Origin of the sequence: Sphingobium subterraneum (genome assembly GCF_014199435.1) — a bacterium.
Taxonomy (GTDB): domain Bacteria; phylum Pseudomonadota; class Alphaproteobacteria; order Sphingomonadales; family Sphingomonadaceae; genus Sphingobium; species Sphingobium subterraneum.
This window is the reverse complement of record NZ_JACIJP010000001.1, coordinates 148,553-167,007: the sequence shown is the minus strand read 5'-3', so window position 1 is coordinate 167,007 and position 18,455 is coordinate 148,553. Positions and strand designations below refer to the sequence as shown.

Here is an 18,455-nt window from a genome sequence, read left to right as displayed (position 1 = left end):
CTGATATAATTGCCACGCAGGCAATCAGCAGGAATAGTCGATGAGCAAGATGCATCTCGTGATGGGCGGTCGTGTTACCGATCCGCAGACGACCGATTTCGAAGACCTGTCGGCGATCGATATGGTTGGTATTTTCCCGGATTACGCCTCCGCAGAGAAGGCTTGGCGCGCCGCCGCGCAGCGCACCGTCGACGACGCCGAAATGAAATATGTCATCGTCCACCTGCACAAGCTGATGGAACCCGACCACCATTGACGATGAACTGCCCTGCCCCGGCACCAACACTCTAGTGGACCGAGCGCGGTCCGTTCCGGAAGCGCATCCGAAGAAGCGGCCGGGTCAGCACCATCCCCGCAAGGAACCCGCCGACATGCGCGCCCACCGCGATCTGGCTGAGGCTCGTGCTGCCGATACTCGCGCCCGCGCTGCTGCTCCCGGCGAGCGCCACCAGACACTGGATGAACACCCAGCCTGCCCCGAGCCACAGCATCCGTACGACGCTGGCGGAAAACGGACCCACCGCGCGTACCTGCTGATTGCTGTAGAGCAGGGCATAGGCGCCGATGAGCGCCGAAATCGCGCCGCTCGCGCCCACCATCGGTACAACTTCCTGCGGCCCGAGCGCCCATTGTCCCGCCGCCGCAGCATAGGCTCCAATGGCATAGAGTAGCAAAGTCAGGCGCGGGCCCAGCACCAGCTCAACCTGTCGCCCGCAGTAAATCAGTGTCAGCAGATTAAAGCCGATATGCATCCACCCACCATGCACCAGCGTTGCCGAAAGCGGCGTCAGCCAGGCCGGGATGGCGGGAAAGGGCAAGCCCGCGTGATCCATTAAGGCCGGATGGCCAACACGCGCGGGAATGAAGCCAGCAACATAAGCGGCCGCATCACTCCAGCCAAATACGTTCACGATCACGAACGCGGCAAACGTCATCACCGAGAGGAGCGTGATGACCCGGCCCTGCGCCAGCCGACCCTGCGACGAGCGCATCAGACTGTTCCGACGGTCAGCAAACCGGGCACGATCTTCAGATGAACTCGATCTTGTCGACGTGGTAAAATTTCTCACCGGACGGTACGGTCACTTCGACGTCTTCGCCGACCTTGCGGCCGATGAGCGCGCGGCCCAGCGGGCTGTTGTAGCTGATCATACCCTGCTTGGCGTCAGCTTCGGCCTGTCCGACGATCTGGTAACGCACCGGCTTATCGTCCTCGTCCAGCAACGTGACGGTCGCGCCAAACACAATCTTGTCGCCTGAGAGGGTCGTCGGATCGATCACCTGCGCGCGGGACAGCTTATCCTCGAGGTCCGAAATGGTCGCCTCGACCTGCCCCTGCCGTTCCTTCGCAGCATGATATTCCGCGTTTTCGGACAGATCGCCATGCGCGCGCGCTTCCTCGATCGCGTCGACGATCTGGGGCCGCTCCGCCTTCAGGGCGCGAAGCTGATCGGTGAGCATTTTATAGCCCGCATCCAGCATCGGCATTTTTTCGACGGTCGCCATTCGCTTGTCCCCAATCACATCATCAATAATCGTGCAAAGCCACCCGAAGGAGTGGCTGGACACGGTTCGCCATTTCTGTCCGGAAGTTCAGACGTGCGATCAGGAATAATAGGATTGCAACGCCCGTACTTCAAGTGCGCGCTGTCCCAGAGCCTCAATTGCGTCGACAACCGCAACGCTCGCCGCCGCCGTCGTGAAGCTCGGAATCTTCTGGCGCAGCGCGCTGGCGCGGATCGACTGGCTGTCTTTCAGCGACTGCCACCCCTCCGTCGTGTTGAAGATCATGTCGATCCCCCCGTCGGAAATCCGGTCTACGATGTGCGGGCGCCCCTGCGCGACCTTGTTGACCGTTTCGACGTTCAGCCCCTGCTCCACCAGATAGCGCGCGGTACCCCCCGTCGCCACGATGCGGAAGCCGAGCTGCTCGGCCTTGCGCGCGGCGGGGAGGATCACCGGCTTGTCGCTGTCCTTAACCGAGATGAAGATCGCGCCCGACCGCGGCAGCGCTGTACCCGCGCCGATCTGCGCCTTGGCGAAGGCGGTGGCGAAATCGATGTCGATCCCCATCACTTCGCCCGTCGACTTCATTTCCGGCGACAGGATCGGATCGACCCCGGGGAAGCGCGCGAAGGGGAAGACCGCTTCTTTGACTGCGACATGGTGGATCGCGTGGCGGTCGATGGTCGGCAGGTTGCGCAGCTTCTCGCCCGCCATCACCCGCGCGGCAATCTTGGCGATCGGGGCGCCAATGGCCTTCGCGACGAACGGCACGGTGCGCGATGCGCGCGGGTTGACCTCGATCAGGTATACCTCGCCCTCCTTCACCGCGAACTGGATGTTCATCAGCCCGCGCACTTCGAGGGCGCGTGCCAGCACTTCGGCCTGCCGGTCGATCTCGGCGATGATTTCTAGGCTGAGGCTATAGGGTGGCAGCGAACAGGCGCTGTCGCCCGAATGGACGCCCGCTTCCTCGATATGCTGGAGCACGCCCGCGACGACGACATCGTCGCCATCGCACAGCGCGTCGACGTCCACCTCAACCGCGTCGCGCAGATACTGGTCGATCAGCACGGGCGAATCGCCCGACACCTGCACCGCTGTTGTGATATATTCTTCCAGCTGCGCCTGTCCGTCGACGATCTCCATCGCGCGGCCGCCCAGCACATAGCTGGGGCGCATGAGCACCGGATAGCCGATGCGGTTGGCGACCGCGATCGCTTCCTCGCGCGAGCGGGCGATGCCGTTGGCGGGCTGCTTCAAACCGAGCTTGTCGATCAGCGCGGCAAACCGCTCGCGGTCCTCCGCCAGATCGATCGCGTCGGGCGATGTGCCAAGGATCGGAATGCCCGCATCCTCCAGCGCCTGCGCAAGCTTCAGCGGCGTTTGCCCCCCGAACTGCACGATCACACCGGCGAGCGTGCCGTTGCTCATCTCCGTGTGCAGGATTTCCAGCACATCCTCCGCCGTCAGCGGTTCGAAATAGAGGCGGTCGGACGTGTCATAGTCGGTGCTCACCGTTTCCGGGTTGCAGTTGATCATGATCGTCTCATAGCCCGCCTCATCCAGCGCGAAGCACGCGTGGCAGCAGCAATAGTCGAACTCGATCCCCTGCCCGATCCGGTTGGGACCGCCCCCGAGGATGACGACCTTCTTCCGGTCGGTCGGCGCGCTCTCGCACTCCGGCTCGCCGAAGCTGGGCGCTTCGTAAGTCGAGTACATATAGGGCGTCTTCGCCTCAAACTCCGCCGCGCAGGTGTCGATCCGCTTGAACACGGGACGCACGCCAAGCTTGTGGCGCAGCGCGCGCACCTCGTCCTCGGTCACGCCGCCGGTCATCGCGACCACGGCTTCGTGGATCAAACCCGACCCGCGCCGGATCGCGCTGTCCATGCCGGGCTTCAGATGCGCGGACTGCAGCGCGAGCCACGCAAGACGCTTGTCGGAAAAGCCCATGGACTTCAGGTGGCGCATCCCGTCCGCGTCTTGCGGCAGGCCGTTTTCCATGACGCCCGCTTCCGCCTCGACGATCTCCTTGATTCGCTCCAGAAACCACGGATCGAACTTGGCGATGGAATGGATGTCCGCGACCGACATGCCTTCCCGCAAGGCTTGCGCGGCAACCAGCAGGCGGTCGGGCGTCGGCTGGCCCAGAGCGGCAATGATCTCGTCCCGCGACGCGCCGACCAGATGATCGACCTGGTTGAAGCCGGACAGGCCGGTTTCGAGGCCGCGTAGCGCCTTCTGCATCGATTCGTGGATGTTGCGGCCGATCGCCATCACCTCGCCCACGGACTTCATCGCGGTGCCGAGCAGCGGCTCGGACCCCTTGAACTTCTCGAACGCGAAGCGCGGGATCTTGGTCACGACATAATCGATGGTCGGCTCGAAACTCGCCGGAGTCGCGCCGGTGATGTCGTTCTCGATCTCGTCGAGCGTATAGCCGATGGCGAGCTTCGCCGCGACCTTGGCGATCGGAAAGCCGGTCGCTTTCGACGCGAGCGCGGAGGAACGCGACACGCGCGGGTTCATTTCGATGACGATCAGGCGACCGTCCTTGGGATTCACGGCGAACTGCACGTTCGAACCGCCTGTTTCCACACCGATTTCCCGCAGACACGCGATCGACGCGTTCCGCATGATCTGATATTCCTTGTCGGTCAGCGTCAGCGCTGGCGCGACCGTGATGGAATCGCCGGTGTGCACGCCCATCGGGTCGATATTCTCGATCGAGCAGACGATGATGGCGTTGTCGTTCTTGTCGCGAACGACCTCCATCTCATATTCTTTCCAGCCGAGGAGCGATTCCTCGATCAACACCTCGGTCGTCGGGCTGGCGTCGAGGCCTGAGGTGACGATCCGCACGAACTCCTCGCGGTTGTACGCGATGCCGCCGCCGGTGCCGCCCATGGTGAAGCTCGGACGGATGATCGATGGCAGGCCGGTGCGCTCCAGCACGACCAGCGCTTCCTCTAGGCTGTGCGCGATGCCCGAGCGCGCGCTTTCCAGACCGATCTTGTCCATCGCGTCGCGGAATTTCAGGCGATCCTCGGCCTTGTCGATGGCCTCGGCATCCGCGCCGATCATCTGCACGCCGAACTTCTCCAGCGTGCCGTCATTGAACAGCGCGAGCGCGGTGTTGAGCGCCGTCTGCCCACCCATCGTGGGCAGCACCGCATCCGGGCGCTCCTTCTCGATGATCTTGGCGACGATTTCCGGCGTGATCGGCTCGATATAGGTCGCGTCGGCCATGTCCGGATCGGTCATGATGGTCGCGGGGTTCGAGTTCACGAGGATGATGCGATAGCCCTCCTCCCGCAGCGCCTTGCACGCCTGCGTCCCCGAATAATCAAACTCGCACGCCTGCCCGATGATGATCGGGCCTGCGCCGATGATGAGGATGGAGGAAATGTCAGTTCTTTTAGGCATTATTGGCAATCCGTCGGAATATTATGTTCTCGTGCGTATGCTTCGCACACATATTTGCGGTTACGTTCATCCGCACGGCTAACATTAGCGCTATCGCTTTCTGTCAATGACATGGCGTTAGTGGCGGGACCGAACGCCTCGTCGTTGCCTGTCGACGCATGGTGTGACGTTCCAGCAGCACAGCCCGCCAAAATCATGAAGGCCATGACCGCAATCCTCATCCCAATCCCCCCACAAACTTCTCGAACAGGTAGAAGCTGTCCTGCGGGCCGGGTGAGGCTTCGGGGTGGTATTGCACGCTGAACGCGTTGCGGTCGGTGATCTCGATGCCGCAGTTGCTGCCGTCGAACAGGGATATGTGCGTCGCACGGGCGTTGGCGGGCAGGCTGTCCATGTCGACCGCGAAGCCGTGGTTCATGGATGTGATCTCGACCGCGCCGTCGGACAGGCGCTTGACCGGGTGGTTGGCGCCGCGATGCCCCTGATGCATCTTGACCGTCTTGCCGCCGACCGCGAGCGCGAGGAGCTGATGCCCCAGGCAGATGCCGAAGATCGGCACATTGGCGTCGAGCAGCTTCGCGATCACCGGCACGGCATATGCGCCCGTCGCCGCCGGATCGCCGGGGCCGTTGGAAAGGAACACGCCATCGGGCTTGAGCGCCATGATCTCGTCATAGCTCGCTTGCGCGGGCAGCACGCTCACCCGCGCGCCAGCCTTCACCAGATTGCGGAAGATGTTGTGTTTCGCGCCATAATCGATCGCGACGACATGGGGTTTTCCACCTCCGTCCGCTGCGGCATATCCCTGCCCCAGCGTCCACGCCCCGCCCTGCCACTCCCGCTGCTGCCCGGTCACTGAGACGGCAAGATCCATGCCCTCCAGCCCCGGCCAGGCCTTCGCCTTGGCGAGCAGCGCGGGGATATCGAACGCGCCCGCCGGATCATGCGCAATCACGCCATTCGGTGCGCCGCTGGTGCGGATGCGGCGGGTCAGCGCGCGGGTGTCGACGCCGGAAATGCCGATGCGCCCCTGCGCCTTCATCCATTCGTCGAACGGCTGTACGTTACGGAAATTGCTCGGTTCCGTCACATTCTCGCGCACGATGCACCCCAAAGCGTGGGGCGCTTCCGCCTCCACATCGTCCGCGTTGGTGCCGACATTGCCGATATGGGGAAAGGTGAAGGTAACGATCTGCCCGGCGTAGCTCGGGTCGGTCATGATTTCCTGATAGCCGGTGATCGCGGTGTTGAAGCACACTTCGCCCACTGCATCGCCCACCGCGCCAAAGCCGTGGCCGAACACCACCGTCCCATCGGCCAATACCAATACCCCGGTTGCTCCTTTAGGCACGGTCGGGGATTTGGCGTCAGCCATGGTCAAACTATCCTTTGCTTTTGCTTTGGGTCAGGCCGCCGTTACGCAGGCTAAACGGCCGGTGAACTAGGCGCTCAACCCATCGCGGTCAATCCTGTTAAAAATCTCTTTTGCCGTTATAGCTGTTCGTTTCCGACAAAGCAGAGAGACGGGGACGAAGATGATTCGCGACGCACTGAAAGCCGCGCAGATTGAGGCGATGAAGGCCGGAAACAAGGAGCGCCTCGCCGCCGTCCGCCTGATCCTCGCGAAGCTGAAGGACCGCGACATCGAACTGCGCACCGCGTCCCAGGTGCCGGAGGATGACGCGATCGTGGTCGATGTGCTGCAAAAAATGGTCAAGCAGCGCCGCGAATCGATCAGCATGTACGAAGCGGGCGGCCGGGCGGAACTCGCCGCGAAGGAACAGGCCGAGCTCGACGTGATCGAGGGCTTCCTGCCGCAGCAGATGAGCGAGGACGACACCCGCGCCGCGATCGAGGGAATCAAGACGGAGATCGGCGCGGCCAGCCTCAAAGACATGGGCAAGGTAATGGCGGTGCTCAAGGAACGCCACGGCACCGTGATCGACATGAGCAAGGCGAGCGGATTGGTGAAAGCTGCGCTGGGGTGAACATAAAAGCCCCTCCCTTCCAAGGGAGGGGTTGGGGTGGGTCAAATGGCAAAGCGAATCGATTCAGATCTCGGCGCGCTTGCTCGCAACCTTCGCGGCAACCCCGGAGAACCCGAACGCCGCCTGTGGAATCGCCTTCGGGCTTCCCAAACCGGCCTTAAATTTCGACGGCAGGCTGTGATTGACCCCTTCATTGTTGACTTTCTCTGCCCGTTCAACGGGCTGATCGTTGAGCTGGATGGGGACGAACATGACGCCGAGCGGGACAGGAACAGGGATACCCACCTTACGGAAAATGGGTATACAGTGGTCAGGTTCGGCAATGCCGACGTGATGACCAACGTGGATGGTGTCGTGGATCATATCCTTTCGATAGCGGCTGTGATGCCGGAGCGGCGCAAGATCACCCACCCCACCCCCTCCCTTGGAAGGGAGGGGCTTTAAGAGGTGTCCCTCTCCCCGCAATTCCTGGATGAGCTGCGCGCGCGGACGCCGTTGTCGACGCTCATCGGCAAGAGCGTAAAGGTGACCAAGGCGGGGCGCGAGTATAAGGCATGCTGCCCCTTCCACAACGAGAAGACGCCCAGCTTCACAATCAACGACGAAAAGGGCTTCTACCACTGCTTTGGCTGCGGCGCGCATGGCGATGCGATCCGCTGGATGACCGAGCAGCGGGGCCTGCCGTTCATGGATGCGGTGAAGGAGCTGGCTCTGGCCGCCGGGCTGGACGTGCCCGCGCCCGATCCGCGCGCCGCGAAAAAGGCGGAGACTGCGCGTGGTCTGCACGACGCGATGGCCGCCGCGCAGAACTGGTTCGTGGAGCAGCTTGGGGGCATCGAAGGGGCGGAAGCGCGCGCCTATCTCGACAAGCGCGGCCTGTCCGAAGCGACCCGCAAGGCGTTCGGTATCGGCTTTGCACCTGATTCGCGCGGCAAGCTGCGCGGCGCGCTCAAGGAATTCGGCGATCCGATGCTGGTCGAAACCGGCATGCTGATCCAGCCGGAAGTCGATGGCGGCAAGGCACGCGATCCCTATGACCGCTTCCGGGGCCGGTTGATGATCCCGATCCGCGATGCGCGCGGGCGTGTGATCGCGTTTGGCGGGCGCATTCTGGGCGCCGGTGAGCCGAAATATCTCAACTCTCCTGACACGCCGCTCTTCGACAAGGGGCGCACCCTCTATAATATCGACAAGGCTTTGCCCGCCGCTCGGCAGGCCGGGCGCGTCATCGTGGTCGAGGGCTATATGGACGTGATCGCACTTGCGCAGGCGGGCATCCACGAATGCGTCGCCCCGCTCGGCACCGCGCTCACCGAGCACCAGATCGAGCGGCTGTGGAAGATGGTCGACGTGCCGATACTCTGTTTCGATGGCGACAGCGCCGGGATCCGCGCTGCCGACCGTGCTGCGCTCCGCGCGCTCCCGATGCTGCGTCCCGGCCACAGCCTGAGTTTCGTGACATTGCCGCAGGGGCAAGACCCGGACGACATGGTGCGCGGCAAGGGCGCAAAGGCGTTCGAGGCCTGCCTCAAGGGCGCCAAACCGCTGGTCGAACGCTTGTGGCAACATGAACGCGAGGCCGGGTCGATCGATACGCCCGAAGCCCGCGCCGGGCTGCAACAGCGCCTCAACGATCAGGTTGCGACCATTGCCGATCCCCTGGTGCGCAAGGAATATGGCAAGGCGGTGCAGGACCGCTTCTTCTTGGAGTTCGGGTGGGGCTGGCGCAAGAGCGAGCGGAATGCGGTGCGCGGCTTCATTGCGCGGTCGCTGGAGGAAGTCAGTCCGAAGCTCGCCACCATATCGCAGCGGGTGGAGCGGATGACGCACCGGGCCATCCTGCTTGGTCTGTCTCGTCTGCCCCAGATCCTCTATTCGCACCGGGAACAGATCGTCGCGCTGCATATGCCCACGGCGACCCTTACAGAGTGGAAAAACCTGCTCATTCGCGCGTCTTTTGAACGGCCTGCCCTTGAAGAAAACCTGCTCGACGCCATATTGGCAGATAGCTCGCTTGGCCCAATCGAACGTCGGAACATCCAGCACGATCTCGGCTTTTCCTTTTTCCGGCCCGGGGCGGACCCGACGATGGCGGAACAGGATCTTGTCGAAGTGATAGAGATACTCCGATTCGAACAGGAATTGACAGCGCAGCTTGCACGGCACGAAAGCGCGCTTTATGCGCAGGGCGACGAAAGCTGGATCAGTTCGGAAGACTGGGACCAACGACAGGCCCTTCTGGCGCAAAAACGCCAGAACGATGAACGGGTTATGGCGTTGAAGGCGAATATTGAAGAACAACTGCTGGCCGCTTAAGCCAGCACGGGACATGAGAGCTTAGGGCGATAGATGGCGAGCAAGGCAAATAAAGGCGCAGGTGAAGACATCGACAGCGGAGATGCTCCGCTGCTCGATCTCAACGAGGCGTCGGTCAAAAAGCTGATCGCGCGGGCGACCAAGCGCGGCTACATCACCTATGACGAACTGAATTCCGCCCTGCCGCAGGACCAGATGTCCTCCGAGCAGATCGAGGATGTTATGTCAGCCTTGAATGACATGGGTGTGAACATCGTCGAAAATGACGAAGCCGGCGAAGACGGCGAAGATACTCGCGAAGAGGAAGTCGATGCGGTCGACGCCGTCGATGATGACGGCACGGATACCGGCGAACGGCTGACGCAGGAAAAGAAGAAGGAAACGGTCGATCGCACCGACGATCCCGTGCGCATGTACCTGCGCGAAATGGGCGCGGTCGAGCTGCTGAGCCGCGAGGGCGAAATCGCCATCGCCAAGCGGATCGAGGCCGGTCGCGACACCATGATCCTGGGCCTGTGCGAAAGCCCCACGACCTTTAACGCCATCATCGAATGGTCGACCGCCCTCAACAATGGCGAGATGCAGCTGCGCGAGATCCTCGATCTGGATGCGATGCTGTCCAAGGACCCTGCCCCGGAGAGCCTGGAGGAAGGCGCCGAGGATGATGACGGCGAGATCAGCGAAAAAACCGCCGGTCCGAGCTTCAAGGAAGAGGAAGAACCGGAAGAAGCCGCCGCCGACGAGGACGAAGACGAGGAGTCGATGACGGAGCGCCGCGCGCCCCGTGTCGAGGAAGATGACGAGGAAGACAACACACTCTCCCTCGCCCAGATGGAAGAAACCCTCAAGCCGATGGCGCTGGAGAAATTCGCGACCATCACGCAGATTTTCTTCAACTTCTCCAAGGCACAGGAAGCGCGCCTTACCGCCATGGCCAATGGCGATGCGTTCAGCGAAAAAGCCGAAAACGACTATCAGCAGCTGCGCGAAGACCTGACCGCCGAGGTGGAGAGCGTGCAGTTCCACCAGCAGAAAATCGAATATCTGGTCGATCAGCTCTACAGCTACAACCGGCGCCTGACGACGCTGGGTGGTCAGATGCTGCGCCTCGCCGAACGGCACAAGGTGCCTCGCAAGGACTTCCTCGATCACTATGTGAACCACGAGCTTGATGAGGGCTGGTTGGAGCGTGTCGGTTCGATCGACAAGAAGTGGACGGCCTTCGCCACCAACGAAGCGCGCGCAGTCGACCGTATCCGCAACGAGGTCGCCGAAATCGCACAGGCCACCGGCATGTCGCTCAGCGAGTTCCGCCGCATTGTCAACATGGTGCAGAAGGGCGAGCGCGAGGCCCGCATCGCGAAGAAGGAAATGGTTGAGGCGAACCTGCGCCTTGTGATTTCCATTGCTAAAAAATATACGAACCGCGGCCTGCAATTCCTTGATCTTATTCAGGAAGGTAACATCGGCCTGATGAAGGCGGTCGACAAGTTCGAGTATCGCCGCGGCTACAAGTTCAGCACCTACGCGACCTGGTGGATCCGGCAGGCGATCACCCGCTCGATCGCCGATCAGGCCCGCACCATCCGTATTCCGGTGCATATGATTGAGACGATCAACAAGCTGGTGCGCACCTCCCGCCAGTTCCTGCACGAGCAGGGTCGCGAGCCGACGCCAGAAGAAATGGCCGAGCGTCTCTCCATGCCGCTCGAAAAGGTCCGCAAGGTGATGAAGATCGCCAAGGAGCCGATCTCGCTCGAAACGCCGATCGGCGACGAGGAGGATTCGCACCTCGGCGATTTCATCGAGGACAAGAACGCGATCATTCCTGTGGATGCGGCCATTCAGGCGAACCTCAAGGAAACCGTCACGCGCGTTCTTGCTTCCCTCACCCCGCGCGAGGAACGCGTGCTACGCATGCGCTTCGGCATCGGCATGAACACCGATCACACGCTGGAGGAAGTCGGGCAGCAGTTCAGCGTGACCCGCGAACGTATCCGTCAGATCGAGGCCAAGGCGCTCCGCAAACTGAAGCACCCCAGCCGCAGCCGCAAGATGCGCAGTTTCCTGGATCAGTAAGGCCTTCGCTCTTCACCGACGCCCGTTGGTGTCGAGCGCAGTCTAGTCGCGCATGCGCTGAGGCGCCGTGCCTTGACGCTCGACGCCAAAGATGGCCTGAGCGTTGCTCACGATTGCAGCCCCTATTCACGCCTATTCCGCTCCATTTCGGGACATATAAACCGTATAAATGCGGTGGAGCGAAGGCGCGAATAAACGTCGCGTTTACCCCGTACTGCTAGACCAGATCCGACAAAGCCCGTGTCGGCGGGCTGAAAGAGGTTCGATATGCAGCATTCGCCTACGCCCCACCGGGACGCAGACATCAGCCACATCATAGACGCGCTTATCGCGGTCGATGGTTCCGGAGCGCACGACCATGCTGTCGAACTGACGGCAGCGGCAACCAGCCCCGGCGCTCGCCCGCTTGCGAGCCTTGCGGACGCCGCACATTATCTTTGCCTGTTGCATGGACGTTTCCCCGGCGTCATCGACCACGCCGCCACGCGCACGACCGAAAATGCCGCACGCGACTGGCTGATCCAGACGACGGAAGCTTTTGCGGAGGAACGCGCCTACCTTACCCGCGTTGCGGTGGCCCTCGGGCCAATGCCGAGCACGCAGGGCCAGCACAATTGCGAAACAACCGTCGCTCAGCAACGTCACGCGCTGGAAATGCTCGCTCAGTCGGACCGGCGCGGCTGCGCCATGGGCGCCGCACTGACGCTGGCGCTCGATTGGGCCGCGGTCCGCCGCCTGCTCGACATGGCAGCAATCCGAGTGGGGCTGGAGCCTATGCGCTGCCGACTTCCGCTGCGCGACGCCACGCTCGAAATGGCCCGCGCCATCACCGCCGACGATCAGGCGTCCCGCGCGGTGCAGTTCGGCGCAAGGCAGTTGCTCGGCCAACATCGCGGCATGTGGGATCTCCTGCGCGCGCGCGCGGCCGTCCGCGCCGCTCAATAAACCGTCGACTTCCGGGCTTGCTTTTGCTCCGGTGACCGTTAACGCTGACCGTCCACAGTCAGGACGATCCTATGCGCTTTCAGGGTACTAGCGAATATATTGCCACCGATGACCTGAAGGTCGCCGTGAACGCAGCCACGCTGCTGCGCCGCCCGCTCCTCGTAAAGGGCGAACCGGGCACCGGCAAAACGGTTCTTGCACAACAGATCGCTGCCGCCTTCGACGCGCCGCTGATCGAGTGGAACATCAAATCCACGACCAAGGCGCATCAGGGCCTGTATGAATATGACGCGGTTGCCCGCCTGCGGGATGGCCAGCTCGGCGAGGAACGCGTCCACGACATCCGCAACTATATCCGCAAGGGCAAGCTGTGGGAGGCGTTCACCTCCCCTACTCTGCCCGTGCTGCTGATCGACGAGATCGACAAGGCGGATATCGAGTTTCCCAACGACCTGTTGCAGGAACTCGACCGGATGGAATTCCACGTCTACGAAACCGGCGAGACGGTGAAGGCGCAGGAGCGTCCGATCGTCGTCATCACGTCCAACAACGAGAAGGAACTGCCCGACGCGTTTCTGCGCCGCTGCTTTTTCCACTACATCAAGTTCCCCGACCGCGAGACGATGCAGTCGATTATCGACGTGCACTTCCCCGACATCCAGAAAATCCTCGTTAACCGCGCGCTCGACATCTTCTATGACCTGCGCGAAGTCCCTGGCCTCAAGAAAAAGCCGTCCACGTCCGAACTGCTCGACTGGCTCAAGCTGCTGCTCGCGGAGGACATGCCGCTCGATGTGCTGCAATCGCAGGACGCGCGCAAGGCGATCCCCCCGCTCCACGGCGCACTGCTCAAGAACGAGCAAGACGTGATGCTGTTCGAGCGGCTTGCGTTTATGTCGCGGCGGGGCGGGTAAGGTAAGAGAGGAGCGGGCCCATGCCCTATACCGGACGATGTGCCTGCGACGCGGTGACGATAAGAATAAGCGGCGCTGCGCGAGCTGTGCGGCAGTGCTGGTGCCGCCATTGCCAGCAACTCGCAGCGGGCGGTCCGACCCACAATGTCTTCTTCAAGGCTGAGGATGTGACCTTTGACGGCGAAGTCGTCTGGAACAGCCACTCGGCGGACAGCGGCAACACGCTGAACTGGGCGTTTTGCCCGAAATGCGGCACGCAACTGATGATGAACTCCTCGGCGCGCGCTTATATGCAGGGTGTGCGCCTCGGCGCGATCGACCTGCCCCACGACCTGCGTCCCACTGCCGCGATCTGGACGAGCGAGGCACCGGGATGGGCGGTGATCGACCCAGCGCTGGAAAACTTCGCCGCTCAGCCGCCCGCCATTCCGCCTTCGCAGAACTGATGTTCCTGAACTTCCTCGACGCCCTGCGCAGTGCGGGCATACCCGCCAGCGTCAAGGAGCATCTGATCCTGCTTGAGGCGCTCGATCGGGAGGCGATCGACCGTTCGCCAGAGCAGTTCTATTACCTAGCCCGTGCCATCTATGTGAAAGACGAAGGTCTTCTCGACCGCTTCGACCGCGTCTTCGCGCAGGTGTTCAAGGGCGTGCTGGAAAGCGGTGGCGACACGCCCGAGATCCCTGAGGAATGGCTGCGCGCCATTGCCGAAAAATTCCTGACGCCCGAAGAGATGGAAAAGATCAAATCGCTCGGTTCCTGGGACGAAATCATGGAGACGCTGAAGAAGCGCCTGGAGGAGCAACAGGGAAGGCATCAGGGCGGCAACAAGTGGATCGGCACCGGAGGCACCTCGCCCTTCGGCAATGGCGGCTATAATCCCGAAGGCGTGCGGATCGGCGGGGAAAGCAAGCACAAGCGGGCGATCAAGGTCTGGGAAAAGCGCGAGTTCGCCAATCTCGACAACACCAGGGAACTGGGCACCCGCAACATCAAGGTCGCGCTGCGCCGCCTGCGCCGCTTCGCGCGGACCGGCGCGGCCGACGAGCTGGATCTCGACGCCACGATCGACGGCACTGCGCGTCAAGGCTGGCTTGATGTGCATATGCGCGCCGAACGGCGCAATGCGGTCAAGTTGCTGCTGTTTCTCGACGTCGGTGGTTCCATGGACCCGTTCATCAAGCTCTGTGAGGAGCTGTTCAGCGCCGCGACGTCCGAATTCAAAAACATGGAATTCTTCTACTTCCACAACTGCCTGTATGAAGGCGTGTGGAAGGACAACCGCCGTCGCTTCAACGAGCGTATCCCGACCTGGGACATCCTCCACAAATATGGGCATGATTACAAAGTGATCTTCGTCGGCGATGCGGCGATGAGCCCCTATGAGATCACCCATCCCGGCGGGTCCGTCGAGCATATGAACGAGGAAGCGGGCGGTGTGTGGATCGAGCGGATCTGCCGCACCTATCCCGCGACAGTGTGGCTCAACCCGACCGCGAAGGACCACTGGAACTATAGCCAGTCGACGACGATCATGCGCCAGCTGATCGATGACCGCATGTACCCGCTGACGCTGGACGGGCTGGATCAGGCGATGCGGGAACTGGTGCGGAAGCGGTGAGCCTTTGGCGAAGGACAATCAGTTATACTTGGCGACGTATATTCGGGAGGTATGAAGTCCTGGATCCGCGTCCTGAAGCCGAAGTCGCCCCTTACACATATTTTCTGCCGTCGGAAAATGAACTCCTTGCGCTGGAACAGGGCGACCAAGTTAAAATCATTATTCGTTCCATTCCAGAAAGTTTGGTATGGGATGCCGAGCGAATGTGGTTCACAATCATTGCGGCGGATGGTGAAAGATTGGTTGGTGAACTGGACAACGAACCGTCCGACATTCCACAAATCCGCCCCGGCCTCGCAGTTTCTTTCAACCGAACGGATGTAATAGACATTCTTTGGAATCCGGAACGTAGGGCCTCCCCGCCTTCATCGCCGGGACGTCGGGAATATTGGGCCAGATGTTTAGTGGACGCCTGCCTTATCCAAGAACATCTTCCGGCTCATTTCTTGTATCGCGAAGAGCCAGAGTTGGCTCAAGGCGATGATAAATATCCGGACAGCGGGTGGAGAATACGCGCCGATTATCGTGGGTTAACCGACGAGGAAATTGATGCTCGGGAAATGCAATATGTTGCGCTCGGCGTCCCGCTAAATTGCGATGATAGCTGGCTGCATTTGATCGATGAACCTATAGGTTCTGCATATATTCGGGATTGGGAAACCGGCAAATTTATTGCGTATCAAGACTAATACAACAAATGTGGCCGCCGCTCCTCTACCCACGCACTCTCGTCCGGCACCGTCAGCGCATCGAGATCACCCGGCGCGGCTCCCGCATCGTCCACCCATGTGCGCAGCAGCGGTGATCCATTGATCACGTCGATAGGCAGCTTCCCCAGCTCATACTCATACGGAAAATCGCGCCACAGGTCGTAGTCGGGGTACAGTGTGCGGACCGCCTTGAACGCCAGCGCCTGCACCCGCCACGGCCGAAACGCCGCGTGATCATAGCGAGGCCCCTCGGCATGAATATGCACGCCGCTGCACAGCGTGCCGACATGCTTGTGAAACGTCGGCTCGAACCAGCAATCCCGTAACAGGCAACCCGCCAGCCAGTCGGGAGCAAGCCCGCGCATTGTCGCGATGACCGCACGCGCATCGATATCCGGCGCACCGAACAGCTCCAGCGGGCGGGTAGTCCCCCGCCCTTCGGAGAGCGTCGCGCCTTCCAGCATCACGGTGCCGGCATAAGCCCGCGCCATGTTGACGTTGGGCGCGTTGGGGCTGGGGTTGATCCAGATCCGCTCGTCGCCAGGCCAGCCATAGCCGCGCGCGTCCTCCGGACGCCACCCCTCCATCGTGACGACGCTATACTCCACATCCAGCCCATAATGCGCGATGAACCAGTGGCCGAGTTCGCCCAGCGTCATGCCGTGCCGCATCGGCATCGGCCCTGCGCCCACGAAACTTTCCCAGCCGGGTCGCAGGCTCAACCCCTCAACCGGTCGCCCGGCGGGATTGGGGCGATCAAGCACGACGACCGCCTTTTTATGATTCGCGGCGGCCTCAAGCACATAAAGCAGCGTCGTGATGAATGTGTAGATCCTGCAGCCGACATCCTGCAGGTCGATCAGGATAGTATCGAAGCTTGCCATCATCGCGTCGGTCGGTCGGCGCACTTCGCCGTAGAGGCTGAACACCGGAATGCCGTGGACGGGATCGAGGAAATCCGACGACTCGACCATATTGTCCTGCTTGTCGCCGCGCAGGCCATGCTGCGGACCGAAGGCCGCGCTCAAGGTGATGTCTGCGCACTCCGCCAACGCATCGAGACTATGGGTCAGGTCCGCCGTCACCGACGCCGGATGCGCGAGCAGCGCCACGCGTTTACCCGCCAAAGGCGCACGCAGCGCCGGTTCGCTCAAGAGCCTGTCGATCCCGAATTTCATGAATTATCCCCTGCCTCCACTTGCAGGGCAAAGCAATCGGGATGATGAAAATCCGGCTTGCCGGGCGGGTGGGCGAGCGCCCAACAGGATTTTGTGCCGTCAACTTCTTCAATCACGGCGGAGAGACCAAACCGCGCGCCATTCTCAACCGGAAAATCCAGCGTCACCCGTATCCCTTCCTCCATTGGTTCGACGCGGGGAGCAGAGAGGGGAAGGTCGTTCATCCCTTGCCGATATCCGGAAAAACGGTACGCCGCCCATTGCATGGACGGCGCGAAGTTGAACTCGCTGTAATCGCCCGTTCCGTCCTCGATGAACAGCTCGAAGCAGGTTGTCTGCCACAGCCCGTCTGTCCGCTGGGGCGCGGCTGGAGATGGCAACAAGGGACGCGCACCGGCAACCGCATAATCCAGCACCCACTGGCCTGCGGCGACACGAACCCGGGCCTCCACGCCTTCCACGCCCCGCGCAGGCGTATCCGGGTGGCAGATTAGGCGCACAACCTTGTCCAAACGCGCTTCTCCGTGCTAGGCGCGCGACCATGACCGAATACACATCCGACCTGCTGCGCCTTCTCGACAGCCGAGGCTATATCCATCAGATCACCGATGCGGAAGGGCTGGATGCGCTTGCCCGCAGCCAGGTCGTGCCCGGCTATATCGGCTTCGATGCGACCGCGCCCTCATTGCATGTCGGTTCGCTGGTGCAGATCATGATGCTGCGCCGCCTTCAGCAGGCAGGGCATAAGCCGATCGTCGTAATGGGCGGCGGCACGACCAAGGTCGGCGACCCATCCGGTAAGGACGAAAGCCGCAAGATGCTCACGCAAGAGGATATCAACGCCAATATCGCGTCGATCCGCCGCGTGTTCGAGCGCTTCCTGACCTTTGGCGAGGGGCCGTCCGACGCGATCATGGTCGACAACGCCGACTGGCTCGACACGCTCGAATATGTTCCGTTCCTGCGCGATTACGGCAAGCATTTCACGATCAACCGGATGATGACTTTCGATTCGGTCAAGCTGCGGCTGGAGCGGGAGCAGCCGCTGACATTCCTCGAATTCAACTACATGATCCTGCAGGCCTATGATTTTCTGGAATTGTCCCGCCGCGTCGGCTGCCGATTGCAGATGGGCGGATCGGACCAGTGGGGCAATATTGTCAACGGGATCGAGCTGTCCCGCCGCGTCGACGGCACGAGCGTGTTCGGCCTGACGACCCCGCTCATCACCACCGCGGACGGCGGCAAGATGGGGAAGACCGCCAAGGGCGCCGTGTGGCTCAATGAAGACGCCCTGCCCGCTTATGACTACTGGCAGTTCTGGCGAAACACTCAGGACGCCGATGTCGGGCGCTTCCTGCGTCTGTTCACCGACCTCCCGCTGGATGAGATCGCCAAGCTGGAAGCGTTGGAAGGCGCAGAGATCAACGAAGCGAAGAAGGCGCTGGCCGACGCCGCCACAGCCATGGCGCATGGCGCAGATGCCGCGAAGGCCGCTGCTGCGACAGCGACTGCGACGTTCAGCGGCGGGGCGGGTGCGGACTTACCCACGGTGGCGCTGGCCGACGCGCCGAACGTCGTCGCAGCGCTCGTTGCGCTCGGCTTTGCATCGTCGAACAAGGAAGCCCGCCGCAAGCTGGCCGAGGGCGCGGTCCGTGTGGACGGCATCGCCGTCAGCGACCCGGCTCTGGCGCTCGTAATGGGCCAAAAGCTCAGCCTCGGAGCGAAAAAACACGGGCTGGTAACCGGCTAATTCCATTCTCCGCTCAGGA

17 protein-coding genes are annotated in these 18,455 nt (G+C 61.9%); 11 read left to right on the top strand and 6 right to left on the bottom strand.

The genetic code is table 11. The features are described from left to right. Window positions 1-40: 40 nt before the first annotated feature. The gene (locus FHS92_RS00835) at window positions 41-256 is read left to right on the top strand and encodes a DUF4170 domain-containing protein (protein WP_184076624.1); all 216 of its coding nucleotides are present in this window, start codon (window positions 41-43) and stop codon (window positions 254-256) included. Between the two features lie 31 nt (window positions 257-287). Here FHS92_RS00835 and FHS92_RS00830 read toward each other — a convergent pair whose 3' ends face one another. From FHS92_RS00830 to carA, 4 genes are all read right to left on the bottom strand, one after another. Continuing rightward, window positions 288-992: a rhomboid family intramembrane serine protease gene (locus FHS92_RS00830; protein WP_184076622.1), complete on the bottom strand. Its 705-nt coding sequence runs from the start codon at window positions 990-992 to the stop codon at window positions 288-290. Between the two features lie 37 nt (window positions 993-1,029). Beyond that, on the bottom strand, window positions 1,030-1,506 hold the full coding sequence (greA, locus tag FHS92_RS00825; RefSeq protein WP_184076620.1) for a transcription elongation factor GreA: 477 nt from the start codon (window positions 1,504-1,506) through the stop codon (window positions 1,030-1,032). A 99-nt stretch (window positions 1,507-1,605) separates the two neighbouring features. Next, complete coding sequence (gene carB, locus FHS92_RS00820; protein ID WP_184076618.1) at window positions 1,606-4,932, bottom strand: carbamoyl-phosphate synthase large subunit; 3,327 nt, start codon at window positions 4,930-4,932, stop codon at window positions 1,606-1,608. A 217-nt stretch (window positions 4,933-5,149) separates the two neighbouring features. Further along, on the bottom strand, window positions 5,150-6,307 hold the full coding sequence (gene carA / locus FHS92_RS00815; protein WP_184076616.1) for a glutamine-hydrolyzing carbamoyl-phosphate synthase small subunit: 1,158 nt from the start codon (window positions 6,305-6,307) through the stop codon (window positions 5,150-5,152). A gap of 160 nt (window positions 6,308-6,467) precedes the next feature. Here carA and FHS92_RS00810 point away from each other — a divergent pair, with 160 nt between their 5' ends. The 9 genes from FHS92_RS00810 to FHS92_RS00770 all read left to right on the top strand — a co-directional run bounded on the left by FHS92_RS00810 (window position 6,468) and on the right by FHS92_RS00770 (window position 15,484). Next, the gene (locus FHS92_RS00810; RefSeq protein WP_184076613.1) at window positions 6,468-6,920 is read left to right on the top strand and encodes a GatB/YqeY domain-containing protein; all 453 of its coding nucleotides are present in this window, start codon (window positions 6,468-6,470) and stop codon (window positions 6,918-6,920) included. Window positions 6,921-6,965: 45 nt separating this feature from the next. Next, window positions 6,966-7,364 carry an endonuclease domain-containing protein gene (locus FHS92_RS00805; protein WP_184076611.1) on the top strand — a complete coding sequence of 133 codons (399 nt, stop codon included), beginning with the start codon at window positions 6,966-6,968 and terminating at the stop codon, window positions 7,362-7,364. Between the two features lie 3 nt (window positions 7,365-7,367). Further along, the gene (gene dnaG, locus FHS92_RS00800; protein ID WP_184076609.1) at window positions 7,368-9,236 is read left to right on the top strand and encodes a DNA primase; all 1,869 of its coding nucleotides are present in this window, start codon (window positions 7,368-7,370) and stop codon (window positions 9,234-9,236) included. Window positions 9,237-9,269: 33 nt separating this feature from the next. After that, window positions 9,270-11,315, top strand: coding sequence for an RNA polymerase sigma factor RpoD (gene rpoD, locus FHS92_RS00795; RefSeq protein ID WP_184076607.1), 2,046 nt, complete (start codon window positions 9,270-9,272; stop codon window positions 11,313-11,315). 267 nt (window positions 11,316-11,582) lie between these two features. Continuing rightward, window positions 11,583-12,260 (top strand): DUF6975 family protein, encoded by a 678-nt coding sequence (locus FHS92_RS00790; protein ID WP_184076605.1) that lies wholly within the window; start codon window positions 11,583-11,585, stop codon window positions 12,258-12,260. 71 nt (window positions 12,261-12,331) lie between these two features. Then, window positions 12,332-13,174, top strand: coding sequence for an AAA family ATPase (locus FHS92_RS00785; protein WP_184076603.1), 843 nt, complete (start codon window positions 12,332-12,334; stop codon window positions 13,172-13,174). A 20-nt stretch (window positions 13,175-13,194) separates the two neighbouring features. Further along, on the top strand, window positions 13,195-13,620 hold the full coding sequence (locus FHS92_RS00780; RefSeq protein WP_184076601.1) for a GFA family protein: 426 nt from the start codon (window positions 13,195-13,197) through the stop codon (window positions 13,618-13,620). Further along, window positions 13,620-14,795 (top strand): vWA domain-containing protein, encoded by a 1,176-nt coding sequence (locus FHS92_RS00775; protein ID WP_184076599.1) that lies wholly within the window; start codon window positions 13,620-13,622, stop codon window positions 14,793-14,795. The genes FHS92_RS00780 and FHS92_RS00775 overlap by 1 nt, the downstream gene beginning before the upstream one ends. After that, window positions 14,792-15,484: an immunity protein Imm33 domain-containing protein gene (locus FHS92_RS00770; RefSeq protein WP_184076597.1), complete on the top strand. Its 693-nt coding sequence runs from the start codon at window positions 14,792-14,794 to the stop codon at window positions 15,482-15,484. The genes FHS92_RS00775 and FHS92_RS00770 overlap by 4 nt, the downstream gene beginning before the upstream one ends. On the opposite strand, the gene FHS92_RS00765 is transcribed toward FHS92_RS00770, so the two are convergent. Then, the gene (locus FHS92_RS00765; protein ID WP_184076595.1) at window positions 15,481-16,683 is read right to left on the bottom strand and encodes an exo-beta-N-acetylmuramidase NamZ family protein; all 1,203 of its coding nucleotides are present in this window, start codon (window positions 16,681-16,683) and stop codon (window positions 15,481-15,483) included. The two genes, FHS92_RS00770 and FHS92_RS00765, sit on opposite strands and share 4 nt — an antisense overlap. Next, on the bottom strand, window positions 16,680-17,195 hold the full coding sequence (locus FHS92_RS00760) for a DOMON-like domain-containing protein (RefSeq protein ID WP_184076593.1): 516 nt from the start codon (window positions 17,193-17,195) through the stop codon (window positions 16,680-16,682). The genes FHS92_RS00765 and FHS92_RS00760 overlap by 4 nt, the downstream gene beginning before the upstream one ends. 29 nt (window positions 17,196-17,224) lie before the next feature. Between FHS92_RS00760 and tyrS the strand changes: the two genes are divergently transcribed. Continuing rightward, window positions 17,225-18,436: a tyrosine--tRNA ligase gene (gene tyrS / locus FHS92_RS00755; RefSeq protein ID WP_184076591.1), complete on the top strand. Its 1,212-nt coding sequence runs from the start codon at window positions 17,225-17,227 to the stop codon at window positions 18,434-18,436. The last annotated feature ends 19 nt before the right edge of the window (window positions 18,437-18,455 follow it).